General features: G+C 60.3%; 19 protein-coding genes. 18 read left to right on the top strand and 1 reads right to left on the bottom strand.

Translation table 11 applies throughout. From position 1 onward, the window contains the following. The first annotated feature begins 1 nt into the window (after position 1). From lpxB to ispD, 10 genes are all read left to right on the top strand, one after another. A complete protein-coding gene (lpxB, locus tag ACI2KS_RS02175; protein WP_404616748.1) occupies positions 2-1,138 on the top strand; it encodes a lipid-A-disaccharide synthase in 1,137 nt (378 codons plus the stop codon). Positions 1,139-1,149: 11 nt separating this feature from the next. After that, positions 1,150-1,791, top strand: coding sequence for a ribonuclease HII (gene rnhB / locus ACI2KS_RS02170; protein WP_404616747.1), 642 nt, complete (start codon positions 1,150-1,152; stop codon positions 1,789-1,791). A gap of 71 nt (positions 1,792-1,862) precedes the next feature. After that, the gene (dnaE, locus tag ACI2KS_RS02165; RefSeq protein ID WP_404616746.1) at positions 1,863-5,384 is read left to right on the top strand and encodes a DNA polymerase III subunit alpha; all 3,522 of its coding nucleotides are present in this window, start codon (positions 1,863-1,865) and stop codon (positions 5,382-5,384) included. Between the two features lie 140 nt (positions 5,385-5,524). Further along, the gene (accA, locus tag ACI2KS_RS02160) at positions 5,525-6,472 is read left to right on the top strand and encodes an acetyl-CoA carboxylase carboxyl transferase subunit alpha (protein ID WP_404616745.1); all 948 of its coding nucleotides are present in this window, start codon (positions 5,525-5,527) and stop codon (positions 6,470-6,472) included. A 74-nt stretch (positions 6,473-6,546) separates the two neighbouring features. Then, positions 6,547-7,884 carry a tRNA lysidine(34) synthetase TilS gene (gene tilS, locus ACI2KS_RS02155; RefSeq protein WP_404616744.1) on the top strand — a complete coding sequence of 446 codons (1,338 nt, stop codon included), beginning with the start codon at positions 6,547-6,549 and terminating at the stop codon, positions 7,882-7,884. Between the two features lie 268 nt (positions 7,885-8,152). After that, positions 8,153-9,784 (top strand): CTP synthase, encoded by a 1,632-nt coding sequence (locus ACI2KS_RS02150; RefSeq protein ID WP_404616743.1) that lies wholly within the window; start codon positions 8,153-8,155, stop codon positions 9,782-9,784. Positions 9,785-9,799: 15 nt separating this feature from the next. After that, positions 9,800-10,645, top strand: coding sequence for a 3-deoxy-8-phosphooctulonate synthase (kdsA, locus tag ACI2KS_RS02145; protein WP_404616742.1), 846 nt, complete (start codon positions 9,800-9,802; stop codon positions 10,643-10,645). A 170-nt stretch (positions 10,646-10,815) separates the two neighbouring features. After that, on the top strand, positions 10,816-12,102 hold the full coding sequence (eno, locus tag ACI2KS_RS02140) for a phosphopyruvate hydratase (RefSeq protein ID WP_265386909.1): 1,287 nt from the start codon (positions 10,816-10,818) through the stop codon (positions 12,100-12,102). A 157-nt stretch (positions 12,103-12,259) separates the two neighbouring features. Continuing rightward, positions 12,260-12,538, top strand: coding sequence for a cell division protein FtsB (gene ftsB / locus ACI2KS_RS02135; RefSeq protein ID WP_404616741.1), 279 nt, complete (start codon positions 12,260-12,262; stop codon positions 12,536-12,538). Positions 12,539-12,548: 10 nt separating this feature from the next. Next, positions 12,549-13,259, top strand: coding sequence for a 2-C-methyl-D-erythritol 4-phosphate cytidylyltransferase (ispD, locus tag ACI2KS_RS02130; RefSeq protein ID WP_404616740.1), 711 nt, complete (start codon positions 12,549-12,551; stop codon positions 13,257-13,259). Positions 13,260-13,347: 88 nt separating this feature from the next. On the opposite strand, the gene ACI2KS_RS02125 is transcribed toward ispD, so the two are convergent. After that, on the bottom strand, positions 13,348-14,241 hold the full coding sequence (locus ACI2KS_RS02125) for a LysR substrate-binding domain-containing protein (RefSeq protein ID WP_404616738.1): 894 nt from the start codon (positions 14,239-14,241) through the stop codon (positions 13,348-13,350). A gap of 103 nt (positions 14,242-14,344) precedes the next feature. Here ACI2KS_RS02125 and ACI2KS_RS02120 point away from each other — a divergent pair, with 103 nt between their 5' ends. From ACI2KS_RS02120 to rpoS, 8 genes are all read left to right on the top strand, one after another. Then, on the top strand, positions 14,345-15,457 hold the full coding sequence (locus tag ACI2KS_RS02120; protein ID WP_404616737.1) for an S-(hydroxymethyl)glutathione dehydrogenase/class III alcohol dehydrogenase: 1,113 nt from the start codon (positions 14,345-14,347) through the stop codon (positions 15,455-15,457). A gap of 97 nt (positions 15,458-15,554) precedes the next feature. Next, positions 15,555-16,400 carry an S-formylglutathione hydrolase gene (fghA, locus tag ACI2KS_RS02115; protein WP_404616736.1) on the top strand — a complete coding sequence of 282 codons (846 nt, stop codon included), beginning with the start codon at positions 15,555-15,557 and terminating at the stop codon, positions 16,398-16,400. A gap of 109 nt (positions 16,401-16,509) precedes the next feature. Beyond that, positions 16,510-16,983 carry a 2-C-methyl-D-erythritol 2,4-cyclodiphosphate synthase gene (gene ispF / locus ACI2KS_RS02110; RefSeq protein WP_404616735.1) on the top strand — a complete coding sequence of 158 codons (474 nt, stop codon included), beginning with the start codon at positions 16,510-16,512 and terminating at the stop codon, positions 16,981-16,983. Next, entirely contained in the window at positions 16,980-18,038 is a 1,059-nt protein-coding gene (gene truD / locus ACI2KS_RS02105; RefSeq protein WP_404616733.1) for a tRNA pseudouridine(13) synthase TruD, read from the top strand. Before ispF ends, truD begins: the two co-directional genes overlap by 4 nt. Continuing rightward, positions 18,026-18,775 (top strand): 5'/3'-nucleotidase SurE, encoded by a 750-nt coding sequence (surE, locus tag ACI2KS_RS02100; protein WP_404616732.1) that lies wholly within the window; start codon positions 18,026-18,028, stop codon positions 18,773-18,775. The genes truD and surE overlap by 13 nt, the downstream gene beginning before the upstream one ends. 41 nt (positions 18,776-18,816) lie before the next feature. Next, on the top strand, positions 18,817-19,452 hold the full coding sequence (locus ACI2KS_RS02095; RefSeq protein ID WP_404617245.1) for a protein-L-isoaspartate(D-aspartate) O-methyltransferase: 636 nt from the start codon (positions 18,817-18,819) through the stop codon (positions 19,450-19,452). 191 nt (positions 19,453-19,643) lie between these two features. Then, positions 19,644-20,540, top strand: coding sequence for a peptidoglycan DD-metalloendopeptidase family protein (locus tag ACI2KS_RS02090; protein ID WP_404616730.1), 897 nt, complete (start codon positions 19,644-19,646; stop codon positions 20,538-20,540). A gap of 104 nt (positions 20,541-20,644) precedes the next feature. Next, the gene (gene rpoS / locus ACI2KS_RS02085) at positions 20,645-21,649 is read left to right on the top strand and encodes an RNA polymerase sigma factor RpoS (RefSeq protein WP_404616729.1); all 1,005 of its coding nucleotides are present in this window, start codon (positions 20,645-20,647) and stop codon (positions 21,647-21,649) included. The last annotated feature ends 418 nt before the right edge of the window (positions 21,650-22,067 follow it).

Raw genomic sequence — 22,067 nt, 5'->3', positions numbered from 1 at the left:
CATGACTGTCCTGCGTATAGCGCTGGTCGCCGGAGAAGCCTCCGGCGACATACTGGGTTCCGGGCTGATGCGCGCCATCAAGGTCCATCATCCTGACGCACAGTTCATCGGTGTCGGTGGTCCGCTCATGGAAGCTGAAGGTATGCAGTCATACTTTCCCATGGAGCGCTTGTCGGTCATGGGGCTGGTGGAGGTGCTGGGACGTCTGAAGGAACTGCTGGCGCGGCGCAAGCTGTTGATCCAGACCCTGATCGACGAGAAGCCCGACGTGTTCATCGGTATCGATGCGCCGGACTTCACCCTGAACATCGAACTCAAACTGCGTCAGGCCGGGATCAAGACCGTGCACTACGTCAGCCCGTCCGTCTGGGCGTGGCGGCAAAAGCGTGTGCTGAAGATTCGCCAGGGTTGTGATCTGATGCTGACCCTGTTGCCCTTCGAAGCGCGGTTCTATGAAGAGAAGGGCGTGCCGGTACGCTTCGTTGGTCACCCACTGGCCGACACGATCCCGCTGGATGCCGACCGCGTTGGCGCGCGTGCCGAACTGGGATTGGGCGAGGGTCCTGTGGTGGCGTTGATGCCAGGCAGTCGCGGTGGCGAAGTCGGACGTCTCGGCGCGTTGTTCTTCGATGCTGCAGAGCGTCTGCTGGCACTGCGCCCCGAGGTTCGCTTCGTGTTGCCCTGTGCCAGCCCCCAGCGTCGGGCGCAGATCGAACTGCTGCTCGAAGGGCGCAAGCTGCCGCTGACATTGCTCGATGGGCGCTCCCATGTCGCGCTCGCAGCCTGTGACGCGGTGTTGATCGCCTCCGGCACTGCGACCCTCGAAGCGCTGCTGTACAAACGACCGATGGTGGTTGCCTATCGTCTGGCGCCACTGACCTACTGGATACTCAAGCGGATGGTGAAGAGTCCGTATGTGTCGCTGCCGAACCTGCTGGCCCAGCGTTTGCTGGTCCCCGAGCTTCTGCAGGACGCGGCGACCGCTCAAGCGCTGGCCGACACCCTGCTGCCGTTGCTCGACAACGGCGCGGAGCAGACGGCCGGCTTCGACGCCATTCACCGAACCTTGCGCCGCGATGCGTCCAATCAGGCCGCCGATGCGGTGTTGAGCCTGATCGGCGCATCGCCTTCACGATGAGTGTGCAATCAATGCAAATGGGTCTGGACTTCAACCTGGTCGAGGATCTGGTCGCCGGTGTCGATGAAGTGGGCCGTGGCCCGCTCTGCGGCGCGGTGGTGACTGCCGCCGTCATCCTCGATCCCAAGCGCCCGATCCTGGGCCTTAACGATTCAAAAAAGCTCACCGAAGCCAAGCGCGAAAAGCTGTTCGACGAGATCTGCGAAAAAGCCCTGTGCTGGCACATCGCACGCGCCGAGGTCGAAGAGATCGATGAACTGAACATCCTCCACGCCACCATGCTGGCCATGAAACGTGCGGTCGAAGGCCTGCTTATCACCCCCAGGCTTGCATTGATCGACGGCAACCGCTGTCCCCAGCTGTCGGTGCCCAGTGCGCCGGTCATTCAGGGTGACGCTCAGGTGCCCGCCATCGCCGCAGCGTCGATCTTGGCCAAGGTTTCGCGGGATCGGGAAATGGCGCGCATGGAGTTGATCTATCCGGGTTACGGCATCGGTGGCCACAAGGGTTATCCGACGCCGGTACACCTGGAGGCACTGGCCCGACTGGGTCCTACTCCGATTCACCGGCGCTCCTTCGCCCCGGTGCGTGCGGCCTGGGAAGCGCGTGACATGATGATTTCCAGCGGCTTCACACCGCTGCCGTTCAACTGATCGCGGGCTGATGTTTTCATGAGAGGCCGGTACAATCCGGCCTTCGTTTTCTGTGCGTTATAGGATCACCCATGCCGGCTACTTTCGTTCATCTACGCCTGCACACCGAATATTCGCTGGTTGACGGTCTGGTCCGGGTCAAGCCGTTGGTCAAGGCGCTGACCGCCCTGAACATGCCGGCGGTGGCAGTGACTGACCAGAACAACATGTGTTCGCTGGTCAAATTCTATAAGGCCGCGATGGGTGCCGGGATCAAGCCGATCTGCGGCGCCGACATCTGGCTGGCCGGACGCGACCGCGATGCGCCGCTGAGCCGCATGAGCCTGCTGGTGATGAACCCCAAGGGCTACCTGAACCTCACTGAGTTGATCTCCCGTGGTTTCATGCACGGTCAGCGCAATGGGCTGGTGGTGATCGAGCGCGAGTGGGTGGCGCAGGCCAGCGAAGGCCTGATTGCCCTGTCGGCCGCCAAAGAAGGCGAAATCGGCATGGCGCTGCTCGGCGGCAACCCGGCTGAGGCCGATCAGTTGCTCAAGGAATGGATGTCGGTGTTCCCGCAGCGTTTCTACGTCGAGGTTCAGCGCACCAGTCGCATCAACGACGAGGAACACCTGCACGCAGCCGTCGCCCTGGCCGAACGCCACGGCGCGCCGCTGGTGGCGAGCAACGATGTGCGCTTCATCCGGCAGGAAGACTTCGAGGCCCACGAAACCCGCGTCTGCATCGGTGAAGGCCGGGCACTGGACGACCCGCGTCGCTCGCACAATTACAGTGACCAGCAGTACCTCAAAAGCGCCGAGCAGATGGCCGAGCTGTTCAGTGATCTGCCCGACGCGCTGGCCAACACCGTCGAGATCGCCAAGCGCTGCAATATCGAAGTGAAGCTGGGCACGGCGTTCCTGCCCAACTTCCCGATTCCCGATGGCATGACCATCGATGAGTATTTCCGCAAGGTCTCCTTCGAAGGCCTTGAAGAGCGTCTGGCGGTGTTGTGGCCGCGGGAAACCACGCCCAACTACGAACAGAAGCGTCAGGAGTACGTGGATCGCCTGAATTTCGAGCTGGATATCATCATCCAGATGGGCTTCCCCGGTTACTTCCTGATCGTCATGGACTTCATCCAGTGGGCCAAGAACAACGGTGTGCCGGTAGGTCCCGGCCGTGGGTCGGGTGCTGGGTCGCTGGTGGCTTATGTCCAGAAGATCACGGACCTGGATCCGCTGGAATACGATCTGCTGTTCGAACGCTTCCTTAACCCCGAGCGGGTTTCGATGCCCGACTTCGACGTCGACTTCTGCATGGACGGTCGCGATCGGGTCATCGAGTACGTGGCCGAGAAATACGGTCGCAACGCGGTGAGCCAGATCATCACTTTCGGTTCCATGGCCGCCAAGGCCGTGGTGCGTGACGTCGCCCGCGTACAGGGCAAGTCCTACGGCCTGGCCGATCGTCTGTCGAAGATGATCCCGTTCGAAGTGGGCATGACCCTGGAAAAAGCCTACGAGCAGGAGGAAATCCTGCGTGACTTCCTCAAGGTCGACGAGGAAGCGGCAGAAATCTGGGAGATGGCGCGCAAGCTCGAAGGCGTGGTGCGTAACGTCGGCAAGCACGCCGGTGGTGTGGTCATCGCGCCGACCAAGTTGACTGACTTCTCGGCCATCTATTGCGATGAAGAGGGCGGCGGCCTGGTAACCCAGTTCGACAAGGACGACGTCGAGGCCGCGGGTCTGGTGAAGTTCGACTTCCTGGGGCTGCGGACCCTGACCATCATCGACTGGGCGCTGAAGACGATCAACCGCGACCGCGCCAAGGTCAACGAGCCGCCGCTGGACATCGCGTTCATCCCGCTGGACGACGCGCCCACCTACGACCTGCTGCAAAAAGCTGAAACCACTGCGGTATTCCAGCTTGAATCGCGCGGCATGAAAGAGCTGATCAAAAAGCTCAAGCCCGACTGCCTGGAAGACCTGATCGCACTGGTCGCGCTGTTCCGTCCGGGCCCGCTGCAATCGGGCATGGTGGATGACTTCATCAACCGTAAGCACGGTCGCGCCGAGCTGTCGTATCCCCACGTCGATTACCAGTACGAAGGCCTCAAGCCTGTATTGCTGCCGACCTACGGCATCATCCTGTATCAGGAACAGGTGATGCAGATCGCCCAGGTCATGGCCGGCTACACCCTCGGCGAGGCGGACATGCTGCGTCGCGCCATGGGCAAGAAAAAACCCGAGGAAATGGCCAAGCAGCGCGGCGGTTTCATCGACGGCTGCAAGACCAACAATATCGAGCCGGAGCTTGCCGGTAACATCTTTGACCTGGTAGAGAAGTTCGCCGGTTACGGCTTCAACAAATCCCACTCCGCCGCCTACGGCCTGGTGTCGTACCAGACCGCCTGGCTCAAGAAGCATTACCCGGCGCCGTTCATGGCCGCCGTTCTGTCCGCGGATATGCACAACACCGACAAGGTCGTGACCTTGATCGAAGAAGTGCGGACTATGAAGCTGCGCCTCGATGCGCCGGACGTGAACAATTCCGAATTCAAGTTCACGGTGAACGACGACGGCCGTATCGTCTACGGCCTGGGCGCGATCAAGGGTGTCGGTGAAGGCCCGGTAGAGGCGATCACTGAAGCGCGTCAGGCAGGCCCGTTCAAGGATCTGTTCGACTTCTGCGCGCGGATCGATCTCAAGCGTGTCAACAAGCGTACCCTCGATGGACTGATTCGCAGCGGTGCGCTGGATCGTCTGGGACCGTTTTTCTTCGACGAGGCCAAGCAGTATCAAGCCAATATCGACCGCAATCGCGGCGTGTTGCTGGCCACCCTGGAAGGCGCCATCCAGGCCGCCGAGCAGACCGCGCGCAGTCATGACAGCGGTCACGCCGACCTGTTTGGCGGTTTGTTCATCGAGGCCGATGCCGATGTCTATGCCAACCATCGCAATGCCAAGGAGGTCACGCTCAAGGAGCGACTGCGTGGCGAAAAGGAAACCCTGGGCCTGTACCTGACCGGTCACCCGATCGATGAATACGAAGGCGAGATACGCAGGTTCGCCCGCCAGCGCATCGTCGACCTGAAACCGGCGCGCGATACCCAGACTGTCGCCGGCCTGATCATCGCGCTGCGGGTCATGAAGAACAAAAAGGGTGACAAGATGGGCTTCATCACCCTGGACGACCGCTCCGGGCGAATCGAAGCGTCGTTGTTCGCCGATTCGTTCCAGGCCGCCCAGTCGCTGTTGCAGACCGACGCGATGGTGGTGGTGGAAGGCGAGGTCAGCTCCGACGACTTCTCCGGTGGACTGCGCCTGCGTGCCAAGCGGGTCATGAGTCTGGAGGAGGCGCGTACCGGCCTTGCCGAAAGCCTGCGCCTGACCGTGCATAGCGAGGCGCTCAAGGGCGATCGTCTACGCTGGCTGGGTGAACTGTGCAAGAAGCATCGCGGTGCGTGTCCGATCACGCTCGATTACACCGGGCAGCAAGCACGCGCACTGTTGCAGTTTGGCGAGGCGTGGCGGATTGATCCGGCAGACAGTCTGATTCAGGCGCTGCGTGACCAGTTCGGACGAGAGAACGTCTTCCTCCAGTATCGTTGAAAGCTGAATCTCGAATTTTAGACTCGACACTTTTAAACTCGACATTTTTAACCTCGACCCCAAGCCGCCGTATCCTTTAAGGTATGGCGCTTACGGATCAACCGGCCGGCCTCTTGGCCGTCGACCCAAGACGGATGCCTATGAACCCGAATTTTCTGGATTTCGAACAGCCGATTGCTGACCTGCAAGCCAAGATTGAAGAGCTGCGTCTGGTAGGCAATGACAACTCGCTGAACATCGGCGATGAAATCTCTCGACTGCAAGAGAAGAGCAATACGCTCACCGAAAGCATTTTCGGCAACCTGACCAGTTGGCAGATCGCGCGCATGGCGCGTCATCCGCGTCGTCCGTACACCCTGGACTACATCGGACACATCTTCACCGAATTCGACGAGCTGCATGGTGATCGCCATTTTTCCGATGACGCTGCCATCGTTGGCGGTATCGCCCGTCTGGACGACCAACCGGTGATGGTGATCGGTCATCAGAAAGGCCGTGAAGTGCGCGAGAAGGTTCGGCGCAATTTCGGCATGCCGCGTCCTGAGGGCTACCGCAAGGCATGCCGTCTGATGGAAATGGCAGAGCGCTTCAAGATGCCTATCCTGACCTTTATCGATACGCCGGGCGCCTACCCCGGGATCGACGCCGAAGAGCGCAACCAGAGCGAAGCGATTGCCTGGAACCTGCGCGTCATGGCGCGTCTGAAGACGCCAATCATCGCCACCGTAATCGGTGAAGGTGGTTCTGGCGGTGCATTGGCCATCGGCGTCTGTGATCAGCTGAACATGCTGCAATATTCCACCTACGCGGTGATCTCGCCGGAAGGCTGCGCATCGATTCTGTGGAAAACCGCCGAGAAGGCACCGGATGCTGCAGAAGCGATGGGCATCACCGCCGATCGCCTCAAGGGTCTGGGCATTGTCGACAAGGTCATCGGCGAGCCATTGGGTGGCGCACACCGCGATCCGGCAACCGCCGCTGCGTCGATTCGCGAAGAGCTGAGCAGCCAGTTGGCAATGCTCAAGACGTTCAATAATGACGAATTGCTGGCTCGTCGTTACGAGCGGTTGATGAGCTACGGCGTTTAATCGCAGCAGCTTTTTCAGAACAGTCGTTCATCGACTCTTCGCAGTCCGGCCAGCGTAAAGCAGGGTCCATCAGCATGAGCAAGCCGGACTGCATCAAAAAAGAGTTATCCAAGCGTCTGCTGTCGCGCCTTGCCCCCTGGCGCGACGCAGCCGGTTGGCGTATCGCTTTCTCCGGTGGTCTCGACTCCACCGTTCTGTTGCACCTGCTGGCCGAGCTTTCCCGGCATCAGCCTCTTCCACCCCTGAGCGCGGTTCACGTCCATCACGGCTTGCAGGCCGTTGCAGCGTCGTGGCCGGGACATTGCCGGCAAATGTGTCAGATCCTGGGTGTGGCGTTTCAGGTCATCGACGTTCAGGTCCGCGCTGAGGCAAGTCTGGAACAGGCTGCACGCAATGCGCGATATGCCGCGTTTGATGCAGTCCTGCAGACCGGTGAAGTGCTGCTGACCGCCCAGCATCGGGATGATCAGGCCGAAACCCTGATGTTCCGCCTGCTTCGCGGCGCCGGGGTAAAAGGGCTGGCAGCAATGCCGAGCCACCGGCCATTGGGCAAGGGCAATCTGCTGCGCCCGTTACTGGACGAGCCGCGGGCGCTGCTTGAGGCCTACGCGCTTGAGCAGGGCCTGAGCTGGATCGAGGACCCGAGCAACAAGGACCCGCATTTCTCCCGCAACTACCTGCGCAACAATGTGCTGCCGATGCTGACCGCGCGCTGGCCGCAGGCGCTGGCCAGCATGACGCGCAGCGCTGCGCATCTGGCCGAAGCGCAAGGCTTGCTCGACGAGCTGGCGATGCAGGATCTGGCGCAAGCCCAGACACCCTGTCCCTGGCCCTGGCTGAACGTGCCATCACTTGCGCTGGCACCGCTGGATGCACTCTCTGCTGCCCGTCAGCGTAACGCCCTGCGGCACTGGCTTGGACCACTCACGCGCTTGCCGGACAGCGATCACTGGGTTGGTTGGGATACGCTGCGCGATGCAGGACCGGACGGGCGGCCCATCTGGCGCCTGGCGAACGGTCAACTGCACCGTGCCGAAGGGCGGATATGGTGGTTGTCGGGCATCTGGCTCAAGGACGTGGCGGGCTCGCAGCATTGGTCCATGGCCTCGCAGCCGCTGCATTTGCCGGGCAACGGCATGCTCGAGATACTCGGCCAGATTCCCCGCGGCGGCCTGCACGTGCACTACCGGCAAGGCGGGGAAGTGGTCGATGTGCCCGATCGCGGTCGCCGGGATCTCAAGCGCCTGCTCAACGAGAAGGGTGTGCCGGTATTTTTGCGCGGCCGATTGCCGCTGTTGTATCGCGGCGAGCAGCTGTTGGCCGTCGCCAACCTCCCCGGACTGGACGCCGACCCCCGTGGCGACTGGCGTTTGCACTGGCAACCACCGACGAATGACCACAGTTTGAGATGAGAGCCCGTTTCCGGTAGACTACGCTCCCTTCTTGATACAGCTTCTGTCGATCCTTTCGGAACGATGAAAGTTGCCGATTACCAGCCAGTCTTTACTGGGCGATTCTCAAAATGTGGCGAGCAATGGACAGGTGCGGTTTTGGCCAGTCACTTTCAACGCAGCAGTTTCAGGAGTGCACCGTGAGATTCGCAGGTCATCGGGGGCTTCGGCCTTCCTTCGCTTTCCCCGGCGGCTCTGACCGCTTTAACGCAGACTTCTAGGGTTTTTCATGACGCGCTACATCTTCGTCACGGGCGGTGTTGTTTCTTCATTGGGGAAAGGCATTGCCTCGGCTTCATTGGCGGCCATCCTGGAGGCGAGGGGACTTAAGGTCACCATGCTCAAGCTGGACCCCTACATCAACGTCGACCCGGGCACCATGAGCCCGTTCCAGCACGGTGAAGTGTTCGTCACTCACGACGGCGCCGAGACCGACCTGGACCTGGGTCACTACGAGCGTTTCATTCGCACCACCATGACCCAGAACAACAACTTCACCACTGGCCGTGTGTACGAACACGTCCTGCGCAAAGAGCGCCGTGGTGATTATCTGGGCGCGACCATTCAGGTGATTCCGCACATCACCGACGAGATCAAGCGTCGCATCATCAAGGGCGCCGGCGATGCCGATGTTGCCCTGGTCGAGATCGGCGGCACCGTGGGTGACATCGAATCGCAACCCTTCCTGGAAGCGATCCGTCAGTTGCGTTTCGAAGTCGGCGCCAAGCGCGCGATGCTGATGCACCTGACCCTGGTCCCGTACATCGCCACCGCGGGTGAAACCAAGACCAAGCCAACCCAGCACTCGGTCAAGGAGCTGCGCTCCATCGGCCTGCAGCCTGACGTGCTGGTGTGCCGCTCCGATCATCCGATCGACCTTTCGTCGCGTCGCAAGATCGCGCAGTTCACCAACGTTGAAGAACGTGCCGTGATCGCTCTGGAAGACGCCGATACCATCTACAAGATCCCGGGCATCCTGCACTCCCAGGGGCTGGACGATTTCGTCGTCGAGCGCTTCGGTCTGCAATGCAACGGCGCCGACCTGTCCGAGTGGGAGGCGGTGGTCGATGCCAAGCTCAATCCAGAGCACGAAGTCACCATTGCCATGGTCGGCAAGTACATGGAGCTGCTGGATGCGTACAAATCGCTGATCGAAGCGATGAGTCACGCCGGCATCACCAACCGCACCAAGGTCAATCTGCGCTACATCGACTCCGAAGACATCGAGAATCAGGGTACCGGCCTGCTTGAAGGCGTGGACGCGATCCTGGTCCCGGGCGGCTTCGGTCTGCGCGGCGTCGAAGGCAAGATCACGGCGGTGCAGTTCGCTCGCGAAAACAAGGTGCCTTACCTGGGTATCTGCCTGGGCATGCAAGTGGCGGTCATCGAGTTCGCACGTAACGTGCTGGGCTGGAAAGACGCCAACTCCACCGAGTTCGACCGCAGCAGTCCGCACCCAGTGGTCGGTCTGATCACTGAGTGGGAAGATGCCACCGGCGCTGTCGAAACCCGCACCGAAACCTCCGACCTGGGCGGCACCATGCGCCTGGGCGCTCAGGAGTGCCAGCTCGAATCGGGCTCGCTGGTGCACGACTGCTACGCCAAGGATGTGATCGTCGAGCGTCATCGTCATCGCTACGAAGTGAACAACAACCTGCTGCCGCAACTGATCGAAGCCGGTCTGAAGGTCTCCGGTCGTTCCGGTGACGGCGCACTGGTCGAAGTGGTCGAGTCCAATGACCATCCGTGGTTCGTGGCTTGCCAGTTCCACCCTGAGTTCACCTCCACGCCGCGCGACGGTCACCCGCTGTTCAGTGGCTTCGTCAAGGCAGCGCTCACTCAGCACCAGAAAAACGCCTGATAGGGAATTCATTACATGGCAGCTAAAATCATCCGTGTCGGCTCCATCGACATTGCCAACGACAAGCCCATGGTTCTGTTCGGTGGCATGAATGTCCTGGAGTCGCGGGACATGGCCATGCAGGTCTGCGAAGAATACGTGCGGGTGACCGAGAAGCTCGGCATCCCCTACGTGTTCAAGGCCAGCTTCGACAAGGCCAACCGTTCTTCGGTGACCTCCTATCGTGGCCCGGGCCTGGAAGCGGGCATGCGCATTTTCGAAGAGATCAAGAGCACCTTCGGTGTGCCCGTGATCACTGATGTGCATGAGCCGCATCAGGCTGCGACCGTGGCTGAAGTCTGCGACATCATTCAGTTGCCGGCTTTCCTGTCGCGCCAGACCGATCTGGTCGTGGCGATGGCGAAAACCGGTGCGGTCATCAACATCAAGAAAGCTCAGTTCCTCGCGCCGCAGGAAATGAAACACATCCTGAACAAATGCGAAGAAGCCGGTAACGATCAACTGATCCTTTGCGAGCGTGGTTCGAGCTTCGGCTATAACAACCTGGTGGTGGACATGCTGGGTTTCGGCATCATGAAATCGTTCGAATACCCGGTATTCTTCGACGTGACCCATGCGTTGCAGATGCCCGGTGGTCGCTCCGATTCGGCAGGCGGTCGTCGTGCCCAGGTGACCGATCTGGCCAAGGCCGGGATCAGCCAGGGCCTGGCAGGTCTGTTCCTCGAGGCGCATCCGGACCCGGACAACGCCAAATGCGATGGCCCATGCGCGCTGCGTCTGGACAAACTGGAGCCGTTCCTGACCCAGCTCAAGGCACTCGATGACCTGATCAAGGCGTTCCCGTCGATAGAAACGGCGTAAAAACCCGCTTCTCCGACGCCGGGGCCTCCGGTACAGTGCCGCTCGTTCTTTTCCCGACCAAAGGGTCGGGAATTTTTGTCGTCTCGGGCCTGCCCGCTGTCTAGTGCCTCGAGACGCCAGTCGTTTTTCCCAGCTGCGTCGTTTTCGTCAATCTTGGAGTGTTAACAACAATGGCAAAAATCGTCGACATCAAAGGTCGTGAAGTTCTCGACTCCCGTGGCAACCCCACCGTGGAAGCAGATGTGCTCCTCGACAACGGCATCATCGGCAGCGCCTGTGCGCCGTCCGGTGCATCCACCGGCTCGCGTGAAGCACTTGAGCTGCGTGATGGCGACAAGAGCCGTTACATGGGCAAGGGCGTTCTGAAGGCCGTGGCCAACATCAACGGCCCGATCCGCGACCTGCTGCTGGGCAAGGACCCGGTTGACCAAAAGGCACTGGATCACGCGATGATCGAGCTCGACGGCACTGAAAACAAGGCCAGCCTGGGCGCCAACGCGATCCTCGCCGTGTCCCTGGCTGCCGCCAAGGCCGCTGCCCAGGATCAGGACCTGCCGCTGTACGCGCACATTGCCAACCTCAATGGCACGCCGGGCGTCTACTCCATGCCGGTTCCGATGATGAACATCATCAACGGCGGCGAGCATGCCGATAACAACATCGACATCCAGGAATTCATGATCCAGCCGGTAGGCGCCAAGACCTTCTCCGAAGGCCTGCGCTGGGGCACCGAGATCTTCCATCACCTCAAGGCTGTACTCAAGGCGCGCGGTCTGAACACCGCCGTGGGCGATGAAGGTGGCTTCGCACCGAACCTGAACTCCAACGCCGACGCACTGGACGCCATCGCTGAGGCCGTGGCCAACGCCGGTTACAAGCTGGGCACTGACGTGACCCTGGCGCTGGACTGCGCAGCGAGCGAGTTCTACAAGAACGGCAAGTACGTGTTGAGCGAAGAAGGCGAGTATGACTCCGCCGGTTTCGCTGACTACCTGGCCGACCTGGTGAGCAAACACCCGATCATCTCCATCGAAGACGGTCTGGACGAGTCCGACTGGGATGGCTGGAAGGTGCTCACTGACAAGATCGGTGACAAGATCCAGCTGGTGGGTGACGACCTGTTCGTGACCAACACCAAGATCCTGAAAGAAGGTATCGACAAGAAAATCGGTAACTCGATCCTGATCAAGTTCAACCAGATCGGCACGCTGACCGAAACCCTGGAAGCCATCCAGATGGCCAAGGCTGCCGGTTACACGGCGGTGATCTCCCACCGCTCCGGTGAAACCGAGGATTCGACCATTGCCGATCTTGCGGTGGGCACGGCCGCAGGTCAGATCAAGACCGGTTCTCTGAGCCGCTCCGATCGCATCGCCAAGTACAACCAACTGCTGCGTATCGAAGAGCAATTGGGCGCCAAAGCTGTATACCGTGGTCGCGGCGAGTTTCGCGGCTGATTGCAAGATGGTAAAAAGGCAGCAGGCGCTGTAGGGGAAATCGCTAAAACCGATTTATCCTGACGTCCTGATCCATGAGCCCGGTGACCACCGGGCTCTTGGGCATTTGAAATGGTCGGTCTTGCTGTCTTTCTCCACCGGGTAACAGATATTCACAATGCGCAGTCCTAACTGGTTGTTCCTCGTTCTGCTCCTGCTGCTCGCTGGCTTGCAATATCGCCTGTGGGTGGGCAATGGCAGTCTCGCGCAGGTCGCCAGTCTGACCCAGCAAATCGCCGATCAACATTCCGAGAACGACGCTCTGCTGGAGCGCAACCGGGTGCTTGATGCCGAGGTGCTGGAACTGAAGAAAGGCCTGGAAACCGTTGAAGAACGCGCCCGCCACGAGTTGGGCATGGTCAAGGACGGCGAAACCCTTTATCAGTTGGCACAGTGACGTTGACGCAATGACACAATCGCTTCCTGCCTTCTGGGCAGTGATTCCCGCGGCGGGCGTTGGTGCTCGCATGGCGGCAGACCGTCCCAAGCAGTATCTGCAATTGGGCGGCCTCACCATTCTTGAACACAGCCTGCTTTGCTTTCTCGATCATCCCGGCCTGCGCGGCCTGGTGATCAGTTTGGCTGTGGACGATCCTTACTGGCCGACGTTGCCCTGCGCGCTGGACTGTCGTATTCAGCGAGTCGCCGGTGGCAAGGAGCGGGCGGACTCGGTACTCAATGCCCTGCTGCATTTGCACGCCAAGGGTGCCGACGACAATGACTGGGTGTTGGTACATGATGCCGCGCGGCCTAACCTGGCACGCGCGGACCTGGACAACCTGCTTGGGGAACTGGCAAACGATCCGGTCGGCGGCCTGTTGGCGGTGCCAGCGAAGGACACCCTGAAGCGCGTCGATGGCAATGGTCGTGTGGCTGAAACCGTTGATCGCAGCCTGATCTGGCAGGCCTACACGCCGCAGATGTTCCGCCTGGGTCCGTTGCATCGGGCGTTGGCGGACAGTCTGGTGTCGAACGTGGCGATTACCGATGAGTCCTCGGCCATGGAATGGGCTGGCCAGTCACCTCGTCTGATCGAAGGGCGCGCCGACAACATCAAGGTCACCCGCCCGGAAGACCTTGAATGGCTGCGCCAGCGGCGGGCTGAATCCAATCGCTGACAGGGTTTGCTGGCGCCTCGCACCACATCGTCGGCAAGGTGTACGCCACCCCGGCGACTCCCACGCCCTGCGGGCAGAAGCGGATTTCCTACAGATACTCCGCCCGCAACGCCAATCCGGCCTTCAGATAATCCACCAGCTTCCTGACCTTCGGCGAGAGGTGTCGCTGCTGCGGGTACAACGCCCAGACCGCTGTATTGGGCGGCTGTTGGGCATCGAGTAGCGCAATCAGCGCGCCGCTTTTCAGGTGCTCGAGCACGTAATAGTCAGGCAGCTGACACAGGCCCACGCCCCGCAGTGCCGCGTCCAGCACCGCCTGGCCACTGTTGCAGCGCCAGTTGCCCTGGACACGCTGGGAAAATTCCCGCCCGTTCTGCTGCAGCAGCCAGCTGTCGGAGCTGCCGATCAGGCAATTGTGCCGGCTCAGTTCCGACACGCTGTGCGGGCGACCGTAGCGTTCCAGGTAAGAAGGCGATGCACACAGGTACATGCGGCGTGGGGCCAGACGTGTTGCCACCAGCCGTGACTCCTGCAAACGGCCAAGACGGATCGCCAGGTCCATGCCCTCATGCAGCAGATCCAGTGTGTTGTTGCTCAACTCGATATCAACGCGCAGCTCTGGATAATCCTCCATGAACCGGGTCACCAGCGGCGCGATGAAGCGCTCGCCATACGCGACTGCGCAAGTCATTCGCAGCAGCCCCTTGGGTTCGCTGGTCAGATCACCCACGGCCCGCAGCGCCTCCTCGCGCCCATCCTGTAACCGCTGGCAGTGGGCCAGGAATGTCTGGCCAGCTTCGGTCAACGCGACCTTGCGGGTACTGCGGTACAGCAGGCGCGTCTGCAGGCGCTCCTCCAACCGCGCGATCTGCCGGCTGATGTGTGAAGACGATACGCCCAGGCGATCCGCTGCTGCAGTGAACTGGCCGCATTCGGCCACCGCGACGAATTCGTCGAGACCTTCCCAGCGATTGACGTACATCGATTATCCCTGTGCAGCATTAATGTTTTGCTTTTCGACGGATTATTAATCAAACGGCACTGCTTTACACTGCGGGCTCGTTTTTTCTTCGCTGGAGATCATGATGATCAAGTCTCGTGCTGCCGTTGCCTTCGCGCCCAATGAACCGCTGCAGATCGTCGAAGTGGACGTCGAAGCACCGAAAGCCGGCGAGGTGTTGATCCGCACCGTCGCCTCCGGCGTGTGTCATACCGACGCCTACACCTTGTCCGGTGCTGACTCCGAAGGCGTGTTCCCGTGCATCCTGGGGCACGAAGGCGGCGGCATCGTGGAGGCCATCGGCGAGGGCGTGACTTCCCTGGCGGTGGGCGATCACGTCATTCCGCTCTACACGGCCGAATGCCGTGAGTGCAAATTCTGCAAGTCGGGCAAGACCAATCTCTGCCAGAAAGTCCGCGCGACCCAAGGCAAGGGCCTGATGCCCGATGGCACCACCCGCTTCAGCTACAACGGCCAGCCGATCTACCACTACATGGGCTGCTCGACGTTCTCCGAGTACACCGTGGTGCCGGAAATCTCCCTGGCCAGGATTCCAAAGGAAGCGCCGCTGGAAAAGGTCTGCCTGCTCGGCTGTGGCGTGACCACCGGCATTGGCGCGGTGCTCAATACCGCCAAGGTAGAAGAGGGCGCGACCGTAGCCATCTTCGGCCTGGGCGGCATCGGCCTGGCGGCGATCATCGGTGCAAAAATGGCCAAGGCCTCGCGCATCATCGCCATCGACATCAACCCGGCCAAGTTCGATGTGGCACGTGAGCTGGGCGCCACCGATTTCATCAACCCCAAAGAACACACCAAGCCTATTCAGGACGTTATCGTCGAACTGACTGATGGCGGCGTGGACTACAGCTTCGAATGCATCGGCAACGTCAGCCTGATGCGTGCGGCGCTGGAGTGCTGCCACAAAGGTTGGGGCGAATCCATCATCATCGGCGTGGCGCCTTCCGGTCAGGAAATATCCACTCGTCCGTTCCAGCTGGTCACCGGTCGCGTCTGGCGCGGCTCGGCGTTCGGCGGCGTCAAAGGTCGCACCGAGCTGCCCAGCTATGTGGAAAAGGCGCAGAGCGGCGAAATCCCGCTGGACACCTTCATCACCCACACCATGACCCTGGACCGGATCAACGAAGCGTTCGAGCTGATGCACGAAGGCAAAAGCATTCGTTCGGTCATCCATTTCTAAGAGCAGCGACAAGCCACGAGCTGCAAGCTGCAAGAAGGCGCGCCACTGTGCCGACTTGCAGCTGACGGCTTGAAGCTTGCGGTTGGGAGGAACGACCTTGAATCTGGAAAACATCTCGTGCCAGAAGAGTTTCGGCGGCTGGCACAAACGCTACAGGCATCACTCCGATGTGCTGGGCTGCGACATGGTATTCGCCGTGTATCTGCCGCCGCAGGCAGAGCAGGGTGGCAAGCTGCCGGTGGTGTACTGGCTGTCGGGCCTGACCTGCACCGATGAGAATTTCATGCAGAAGGCCGGCGCTCAACGCCTGGCAGCCGAGTTGGGGTTGATCATCGTCGCCCCGGACACCAGCCCGCGCGGCGCTGACGTTCCCGGCGATCCGGACAACGCCTACGATTTCGGTCTGGGGGCCGGGTTCTACCTCAATGCGACCCAAACCCCGTGGGCGCGACACTACCGCATGTACGACTACGTGGTCAGCGAACTGCCGGCCCTGATCGAGGCGCATTTTCCGGCCTCGCAAAGCCGTGGCATCAGCGGTCACTCGATGGGCGGGCACGGTGCGCTGGTTAGCGCTTTGCGTAACCCGGGACGTTATAAGTCGGTGTCGGCGTTCTCACCGATCTGCAATCCGATGGATTGCCCTTGGGGGCAGAAGGCCTTCTCCCGCTATCTGGGCGAGGACCGCTCCAAATGGCGCGAATGGGACGCCACTGCCCTGATCGCCGAGGCAACCGAGCGTTTGCCACTGTTGATCGATCAGGGCGATCGCGACGACTTCCTCGCCAATCAGCTCAAGCCCGAGGCGCTGATCCAGGCGGCGAAGGCGGTAGGCCACCCGCTGGAGTTACGCATGCAGCCCGGTTACGACCACAGCTATTACTTCATCGCCAGCTTCATCGAGGACCACCTGCGCCATCATGCCCGTGCCTTGGCCAACTGAGGGGCTGGTACACGATCGCGATGACGTGGCCGGCAATTGAGTGTCGGCAGGCCCTAATGTCCGACAAAGTAGGTAGAATCACGCCCTGACTTTTTCAGGGCGTTTTTTTATGCGTATTGGCCATGGCTATGATGTGCACCGTTTCGCTGAAGGCGATTTCATTACCTTGGGCGGGGTGCGGATTGCACACACGTTTGGGCTGCTCGCTCATTCGGATGGCGATGTGCTGTTGCATGCATTGAGCGATGCCCTGTTGGGCGCTGCGGCGTTGGGCGACATCGGCAAGCACTTTCCCGATACCGAGCCGCAGTTCAAGGGGGCCGATAGCCGCGTGTTGCTGCGTCATGTGCTCCAGCAGGTGCAGGCCAAAGGCTGGAAGGTGGGTAATGTCGACGCTACGATCGTTGCCCAGGCACCGAAGATGGCGCCGCATATCGACGCCATGCGTGCGCTGATCGCAGCGGACCTGCAGGTCGAACTCGACCAGGTCAACGTCAAGGCCACGACCACCGAGAAGCTCGGTTTCACCGGTCGTGAAGAGGGCATTGCGGTTCACGCCGTCGCGCTGTTGATCCCCGCATGACCGAACTAGAACTCCTGGGCCCCAAGGCGTACGGCGATGCCCTGGGCACTGCAGTGCTCAAAGCCACCGCTGAAGACTTTCAGGTGGATGAAGTGCTCGACATCCCCCTCTCCGGCGATGGCGAACATCTATGGCTGTGGGTCGAAAAGCGTGGCCTGAATACCGAGGAAGCGGCCCGGCGCCTGGCCAAGGCGGCTGGCGTTCCCCTGCGCACGGTCAGCTATGCCGGTTTGAAGGACCGTCAGGCGTTGACCCGCCAATGGTTCAGCATTCAACTGCCGGGCAAGGCCGATCCGGACCTGTCCGCGGCTGAAAACGATACGCTGAAGATCCTGCGCAGTACCCGCCACAAGCGCAAGCTGCAACGCGGCGCCCACGCAGCCAACGGCTTTACCCTGCGTCTGACGCAGTTGCAGGTCGACAAGCCTGCCATGGATGCACGCCTGGAAGCCATAAGGCAGGGCGGCATTCCCAACTATTTCGGGGCCCAGCGTTTCGGCCATGAAGGCGGCAACGTCGGTGAAGCGCGTCATTACGCCGAACGCCAGGCCTTGCCCGAGCAGCGCAATGTGCGTTCCCGACTGCTTTCCACTGCCCGCAGCTACCTGTTCAATCAGGTCCTGGCGGCACGGGTCGCCGATGGCAGCTGGCAGCGGGCACAAGTAGGTGATCTGCTGGCGTTTACCGATAGCCGTAGCTTCTTTGCGGCAGGTGAGGCTGAGTGCAGCGATCCGCGTCTGGCAATTCTCGATCTGCACCCCACTGGCCCACAGTGGGGGGAGGGCCAATCCCCCGCGGCTGGCGCCACTGCCGAGCTTGAAAACAGCGTTGCGCTGCGCGAGTCGTCGCTCTGTAACTGGTTGATAAAAGCCGGAATGGAACACGAACGGCGTATCCTGCGGCTGCCCATTGGGCGGTTGACGTGGCATTATCCCGAGCCTGACATTCTGCAACTGGAATTCGTCCTGCCGGCCGGATGCTTCGCCACCGCATTGGTGCGTGAACTCGTCGATCTGGCGCCCGCAGGACAGACGGACAGCTCATGCGTATTCTGATTTCAAATGATGATGGGGTCATGGCACCCGGACTCGCTGCGCTCCATGGAGCGCTGGCGGACTATGCCGAGTGCGTGGTCATCGCGCCTGATCAAGACAGAAGTGGCGCGAGCAGCTCATTGACCCTTGATCGGCCGCTGCACCCGCATTTTCTGGACAACGGTTTTATCAGCATCAACGGCACACCCACCGACTGCGTCCATCTGGGGCTTAACGGCTTGTTGGAGCGCGAGCCCGACATGGTGGTGTCCGGGATCAATCTGGGCGCCAACCTGGGCGACGATGTGCTGTATTCGGGGACTGTCGCTGCGGCGCTGGAAGGGCGGTTTCTGCAACGTCCGTCATTTGCCTTTTCATTTTTGTCCCGTCAGGTCGATAACCTGGCAACCGCCGCGCATTACGCGCGGCTCCTGGTCGAGGCGCACGAGCAACTCGATCTTGCGCCACGTACCGTATTGAATGTGAATATTCCAAACCTGCCGCTCAACCATGTGCGTGGAATCCAGCTGACCCGTCTGGGGCATCGTACCCGCGCTGCGGCACCGGTACGCGTGGTTGACCCGCGTGGCAAGGCCGGCTACTGGATCGCAGCTGCCGGTGATGCCGAAGACGGTGGCCCGGGTACGGATTTTCACGCCGTGATGCAAGGCTACGTGTCGATCACACCGTTGCAGCTGGATCGGACCTATCAGGACGGTTTCAACAGCCTGAACGCATGGCTGGAGGGAATGGCCTGATGTCGCGTGAGCAAGATGATCTATTACGTCGTGGCGTGGGGATGACTTCCCAGCGCACCCGCGAGCGGCTGATCCAGCGGTTGTACGAGGAGGGCATCAGCAACGCTCAGGTGCTGGATGTCATTCGCAAGACGCCCCGGCATCTGTTCGTCGACGAAGCGCTCGCCCATCGGGCCTATGAAGACACAGCGTTGCCGATCGGTAACAACCAGACCATCTCCCAGCCCTACATGGTCGCTCGCATGAGCGAGCTGCTGCTGGCGGCGGGGCCGCTGGACAAAGTGCTGGAGATCGGCACCGGCTCGGGTTACCAGACCGCGGTGCTGGCGCAACTGGTCGAGCGGGTGTTTTCCGTCGAGCGTATCAAGGTCCTCCAGGACCGTGCCAAGGAGCGCCTGCTGGAGCTGAACCTGCGCAACATGGTGTTTCGCTGGGGTGACGGCTGGGAGGGCTGGCCGGCGCTTGCGCCTTATAACGGCATCATCGTCACCGCGGTCGCGACCGACGTGCCCCAGGCGCTGCTGGATCAACTGGCCCCCGGTGGCCGTCTGGTGATTCCGGTAGGTTCGGGGGAAGTGCAGCAACTGATGTTGATCATCCGCGAAGACAACGGTTTCTCCCGTCACGTTCTGGGGGCGGTACGCTTCGTGCCCTTGCTCAACGGTCCACTGGCATAACCACTGTTTTGCAGCTGCAATGAATTCCGTGAGGCGCCGCCTGTCTACAGGCTGGCGATTTGCGATGAGGGTTCAACCTGTCCGCTGCTTGTCGTCGCGAAGTTTTTCGAAACCAGTTTTTCCATGGCTGCCTGTCATGATCAAGACACAATGGGCAGCTTTAATTCAGTCACCAGTAAAGGGAGTGGCGGGTGAGTCTCACAGTCATTCGGCAGCGTAGGTCTTCAACAAGTTTTCAACGTCTGGTGATTGGCATTGCCCTGAGTGTCCTTCTGGTCGGCTGCTCCTCCGCACCATCGGGCGGCGTTCGTGTTGTCGATCGCAATGGCGGCAAGCCGGCAGCCCCTACCCGGCAACCGGTGACTACCGGTCAATACGTCGTCAAGCGTGGCGACACGTTGTTCTCCATCGCATTCCGTTACGGATGGGACTGGAAGGCGCTCGCCGCTCGAAACAATATTCCCGAGCCTTTCACCATTCACGTCGGTCAGGCGATTCGTTTCGACGGGCGTTCCAGTTCGGCGTCCAGTGCCGTGGCGGCTGCGCCCGTGGTCGTCCCGCAGTCTACAACCAGCAGCGCCAGCTCGCCTTCGGGCTCTCTCAAGACCACCGTCATCACCCGGCCTGTGGGGGTAGCTGCCGGCACCGTGGCAGCGCCTGCGACGACGCCGACTACCGCTCCGGTCAATACACCTGTAGTGGCCGGAGCACGTTCGGCGAGCGGTTGGGCGTGGCCAACGAGCGGTGTTTTGATAGGCAAGTTTTCTTCAAACGGTAGTTTGAATAAAGGAATTGATATCGCCGGGGATTTGGGACAGCCTGTTTTGGCCGCGTCTGATGGTTCAGTGGTCTACGCCGGGAGTGGTTTACGGGGCTACGGCGAGTTAGTAATCATCAAGCACAGCGATACCTACGTAAGTGCTTACGGTCATAACCGCAGGCTCTTGGTTCGGGAGGGGCAGCAGGTCAAGGCAGGGCAGACAATTGCCGAGATGGGGTCCACAGGGACTGACCGGGTGAAACTGCATTTCGAGATTCGCCGTCAGGGTAAGCCTGTTGATCCACTGGAATTTTTGCCACGTCGTTGATCGGTTACCAGCCTGTTCCTGGCGTAGAGGGGACAGGCTCAAGTGATGCCAAGGAAAAAGGCGCCACTGGAGCTTGAGGTCGAACTCACCAAAGGACTATAACAATGGCTCTCAACAAAGAAGTGCCGGAGTTTGACATAGACGACGAGGTTCTCCTGATGGAGCCCGGGATCGTTCTGGATTCTGCAACGGATGAGAAGCCAGCTGCACCTTCTGTTCGTGCGAAGACCAAAAACTCCACAGCACTCAAGCAGCACAAGTACATCGACTACACGCGGGCACTGGATGCCACGCAGCTGTATCTCAATGAGATCGGTTTTTCCCCATTGCTGTCCCCGGAAGAAGAAGTCCACTTTGCGCGACTGTCGCAAAGCGGTGATCCCGCGGGCCGTAAACGCATGATTGAGAGCAACCTGCGCCTGGTGGTGAAAATCGCCCGTCGCTACGTCAATCGTGGCCTGTCATTGCTGGACCTGATCGAAGAGGGCAACCTTGGCCTGATTCGTGCGGTCGAAAAATTCGATCCGGAACGTGGCTTCCGCTTCTCCACATACGCGACGTGGTGGATTCGTCAGACCATCGAACGCGCAATCATGAATCAGACCCGGACCATCCGCCTGCCGATTCATGTGGTCAAGGAGCTCAATGTCTATCTGCGCGCTGCGCGTGAACTGACCCAGAAGCTCGATCACGAACCCTCCCCCGAAGAGATTGCCAACCTGCTCGAGAAGCCGGTCGGTGAAGTCAAGCGCATGCTCGGGCTCAACGAGCGAGTGTCTTCCGTCGATGTGTCCCTGGGGCCTGACTCGGACAAGACGCTGCTTGATACGCTCACTGACGATCGTCCTACCGACCCCTGTGAACTGTTGCAAGACGATGATCTGTCGCAGAGCATCGACCAGTGGCTGTCTGAGCTGACCGACAAGCAACGCGAAGTGGTCGTACGCCGCTTCGGCTTGCGTGGTCATGAGAGCAGCACCCTGGAAGATGTAGGGCTGGAGATCGGTCTGACCAGGGAGCGGGTGAGGCAGATCCAGGTCGAAGGCCTGAAGCGCCTTCGGGAGATTCTTGAAAAGAACGGCTTGTCGAGCGAGTCATTGTTTCAGTAGGGTTTCTGGCTGGCCGCGCAACTTGGTGGCCAACTAGCATCATCTAATAGCCCCGATATTCGGGGCTTTTTAATGTCCAGGATTCAAAGTGTTTTCATGCAAAACGTTTTGGATATTCCTACATGTATGTTGAATTTAATATAAAACTCCCATGTAGGGCCGACTTACTTTAGTTGTGCGAGTTTTCTTACGCGGGCTGTCAGCGATCACACTATTTGTTGAGGGCGTCGACCTCGGATCGGTGTTGGCGTTTGTCCATCCTTATGATTTCAATAGCTTTTATTTTGATCGCTGAAACCTCCCTGTATTTTCTTGAAAACTCAGGGGTGTTGCGCAAGCTCTGTAAATCACTAAGATCAGAACTGTGCCAAGGGATTGGCACAGGCGGTCAAGGATGACTGCTGCAGGGACATCGCAG

The organism is Pseudomonas sp. NPDC087358 (assembly GCF_044900785.1).
Classification (GTDB): Bacteria; Pseudomonadota; Gammaproteobacteria; order Pseudomonadales; family Pseudomonadaceae; genus Aquipseudomonas.
The sequence above is the reverse complement of the archived record's forward strand: the minus strand, read 5'-3'. Positions and strand labels throughout refer to the sequence as shown.

Excerpts from the sequence above, each read along its gene's own strand:
- ACI2KS_RS02095 (WP_404617245.1), top strand. The coding sequence starts at position 18,817 with ATGACTTCCCAGCGCACCCGCGAGCGGCTGATCCAGCGGTTGTACGAG.
- tilS (WP_404616744.1), top strand. The coding sequence starts at position 6,547 with ATGAGCAAGCCGGACTGCATCAAAAAAGAGTTATCCAAGCGTCTGCTG.
- surE (WP_404616732.1), top strand. The coding sequence starts at position 18,026 with ATGCGTATTCTGATTTCAAATGATGATGGGGTCATGGCACCCGGACTC.
- rpoS (WP_404616729.1), top strand. The coding sequence starts at position 20,645 with ATGGCTCTCAACAAAGAAGTGCCGGAGTTTGACATAGACGACGAGGTT.
- ispF (WP_404616735.1), top strand. The coding sequence starts at position 16,510 with ATGCGTATTGGCCATGGCTATGATGTGCACCGTTTCGCTGAAGGCGAT.
- truD (WP_404616733.1), top strand. The coding sequence starts at position 16,980 with ATGACCGAACTAGAACTCCTGGGCCCCAAGGCGTACGGCGATGCCCTG.
- ftsB (WP_404616741.1), top strand. The coding sequence starts at position 12,260 with ATGCGCAGTCCTAACTGGTTGTTCCTCGTTCTGCTCCTGCTGCTCGCT.
- accA (WP_404616745.1), top strand. The coding sequence starts at position 5,525 with ATGAACCCGAATTTTCTGGATTTCGAACAGCCGATTGCTGACCTGCAA.
- ACI2KS_RS02125 (WP_404616738.1), bottom strand. The coding sequence starts at position 14,241 with ATGTACGTCAATCGCTGGGAAGGTCTCGACGAATTCGTCGCGGTGGCC.
- dnaE (WP_404616746.1), top strand. The coding sequence starts at position 1,863 with ATGCCGGCTACTTTCGTTCATCTACGCCTGCACACCGAATATTCGCTG.
- lpxB (WP_404616748.1), top strand. The coding sequence starts at position 2 with ATGACTGTCCTGCGTATAGCGCTGGTCGCCGGAGAAGCCTCCGGCGAC.
- eno (WP_265386909.1), top strand. The coding sequence starts at position 10,816 with ATGGCAAAAATCGTCGACATCAAAGGTCGTGAAGTTCTCGACTCCCGT.
- rnhB (WP_404616747.1), top strand. The coding sequence starts at position 1,150 with ATGCAAATGGGTCTGGACTTCAACCTGGTCGAGGATCTGGTCGCCGGT.
- ACI2KS_RS02120 (WP_404616737.1), top strand. The coding sequence starts at position 14,345 with ATGATCAAGTCTCGTGCTGCCGTTGCCTTCGCGCCCAATGAACCGCTG.
- ACI2KS_RS02150 (WP_404616743.1), top strand. The coding sequence starts at position 8,153 with ATGACGCGCTACATCTTCGTCACGGGCGGTGTTGTTTCTTCATTGGGG.
- kdsA (WP_404616742.1), top strand. The coding sequence starts at position 9,800 with ATGGCAGCTAAAATCATCCGTGTCGGCTCCATCGACATTGCCAACGAC.
- ispD (WP_404616740.1), top strand. The coding sequence starts at position 12,549 with ATGACACAATCGCTTCCTGCCTTCTGGGCAGTGATTCCCGCGGCGGGC.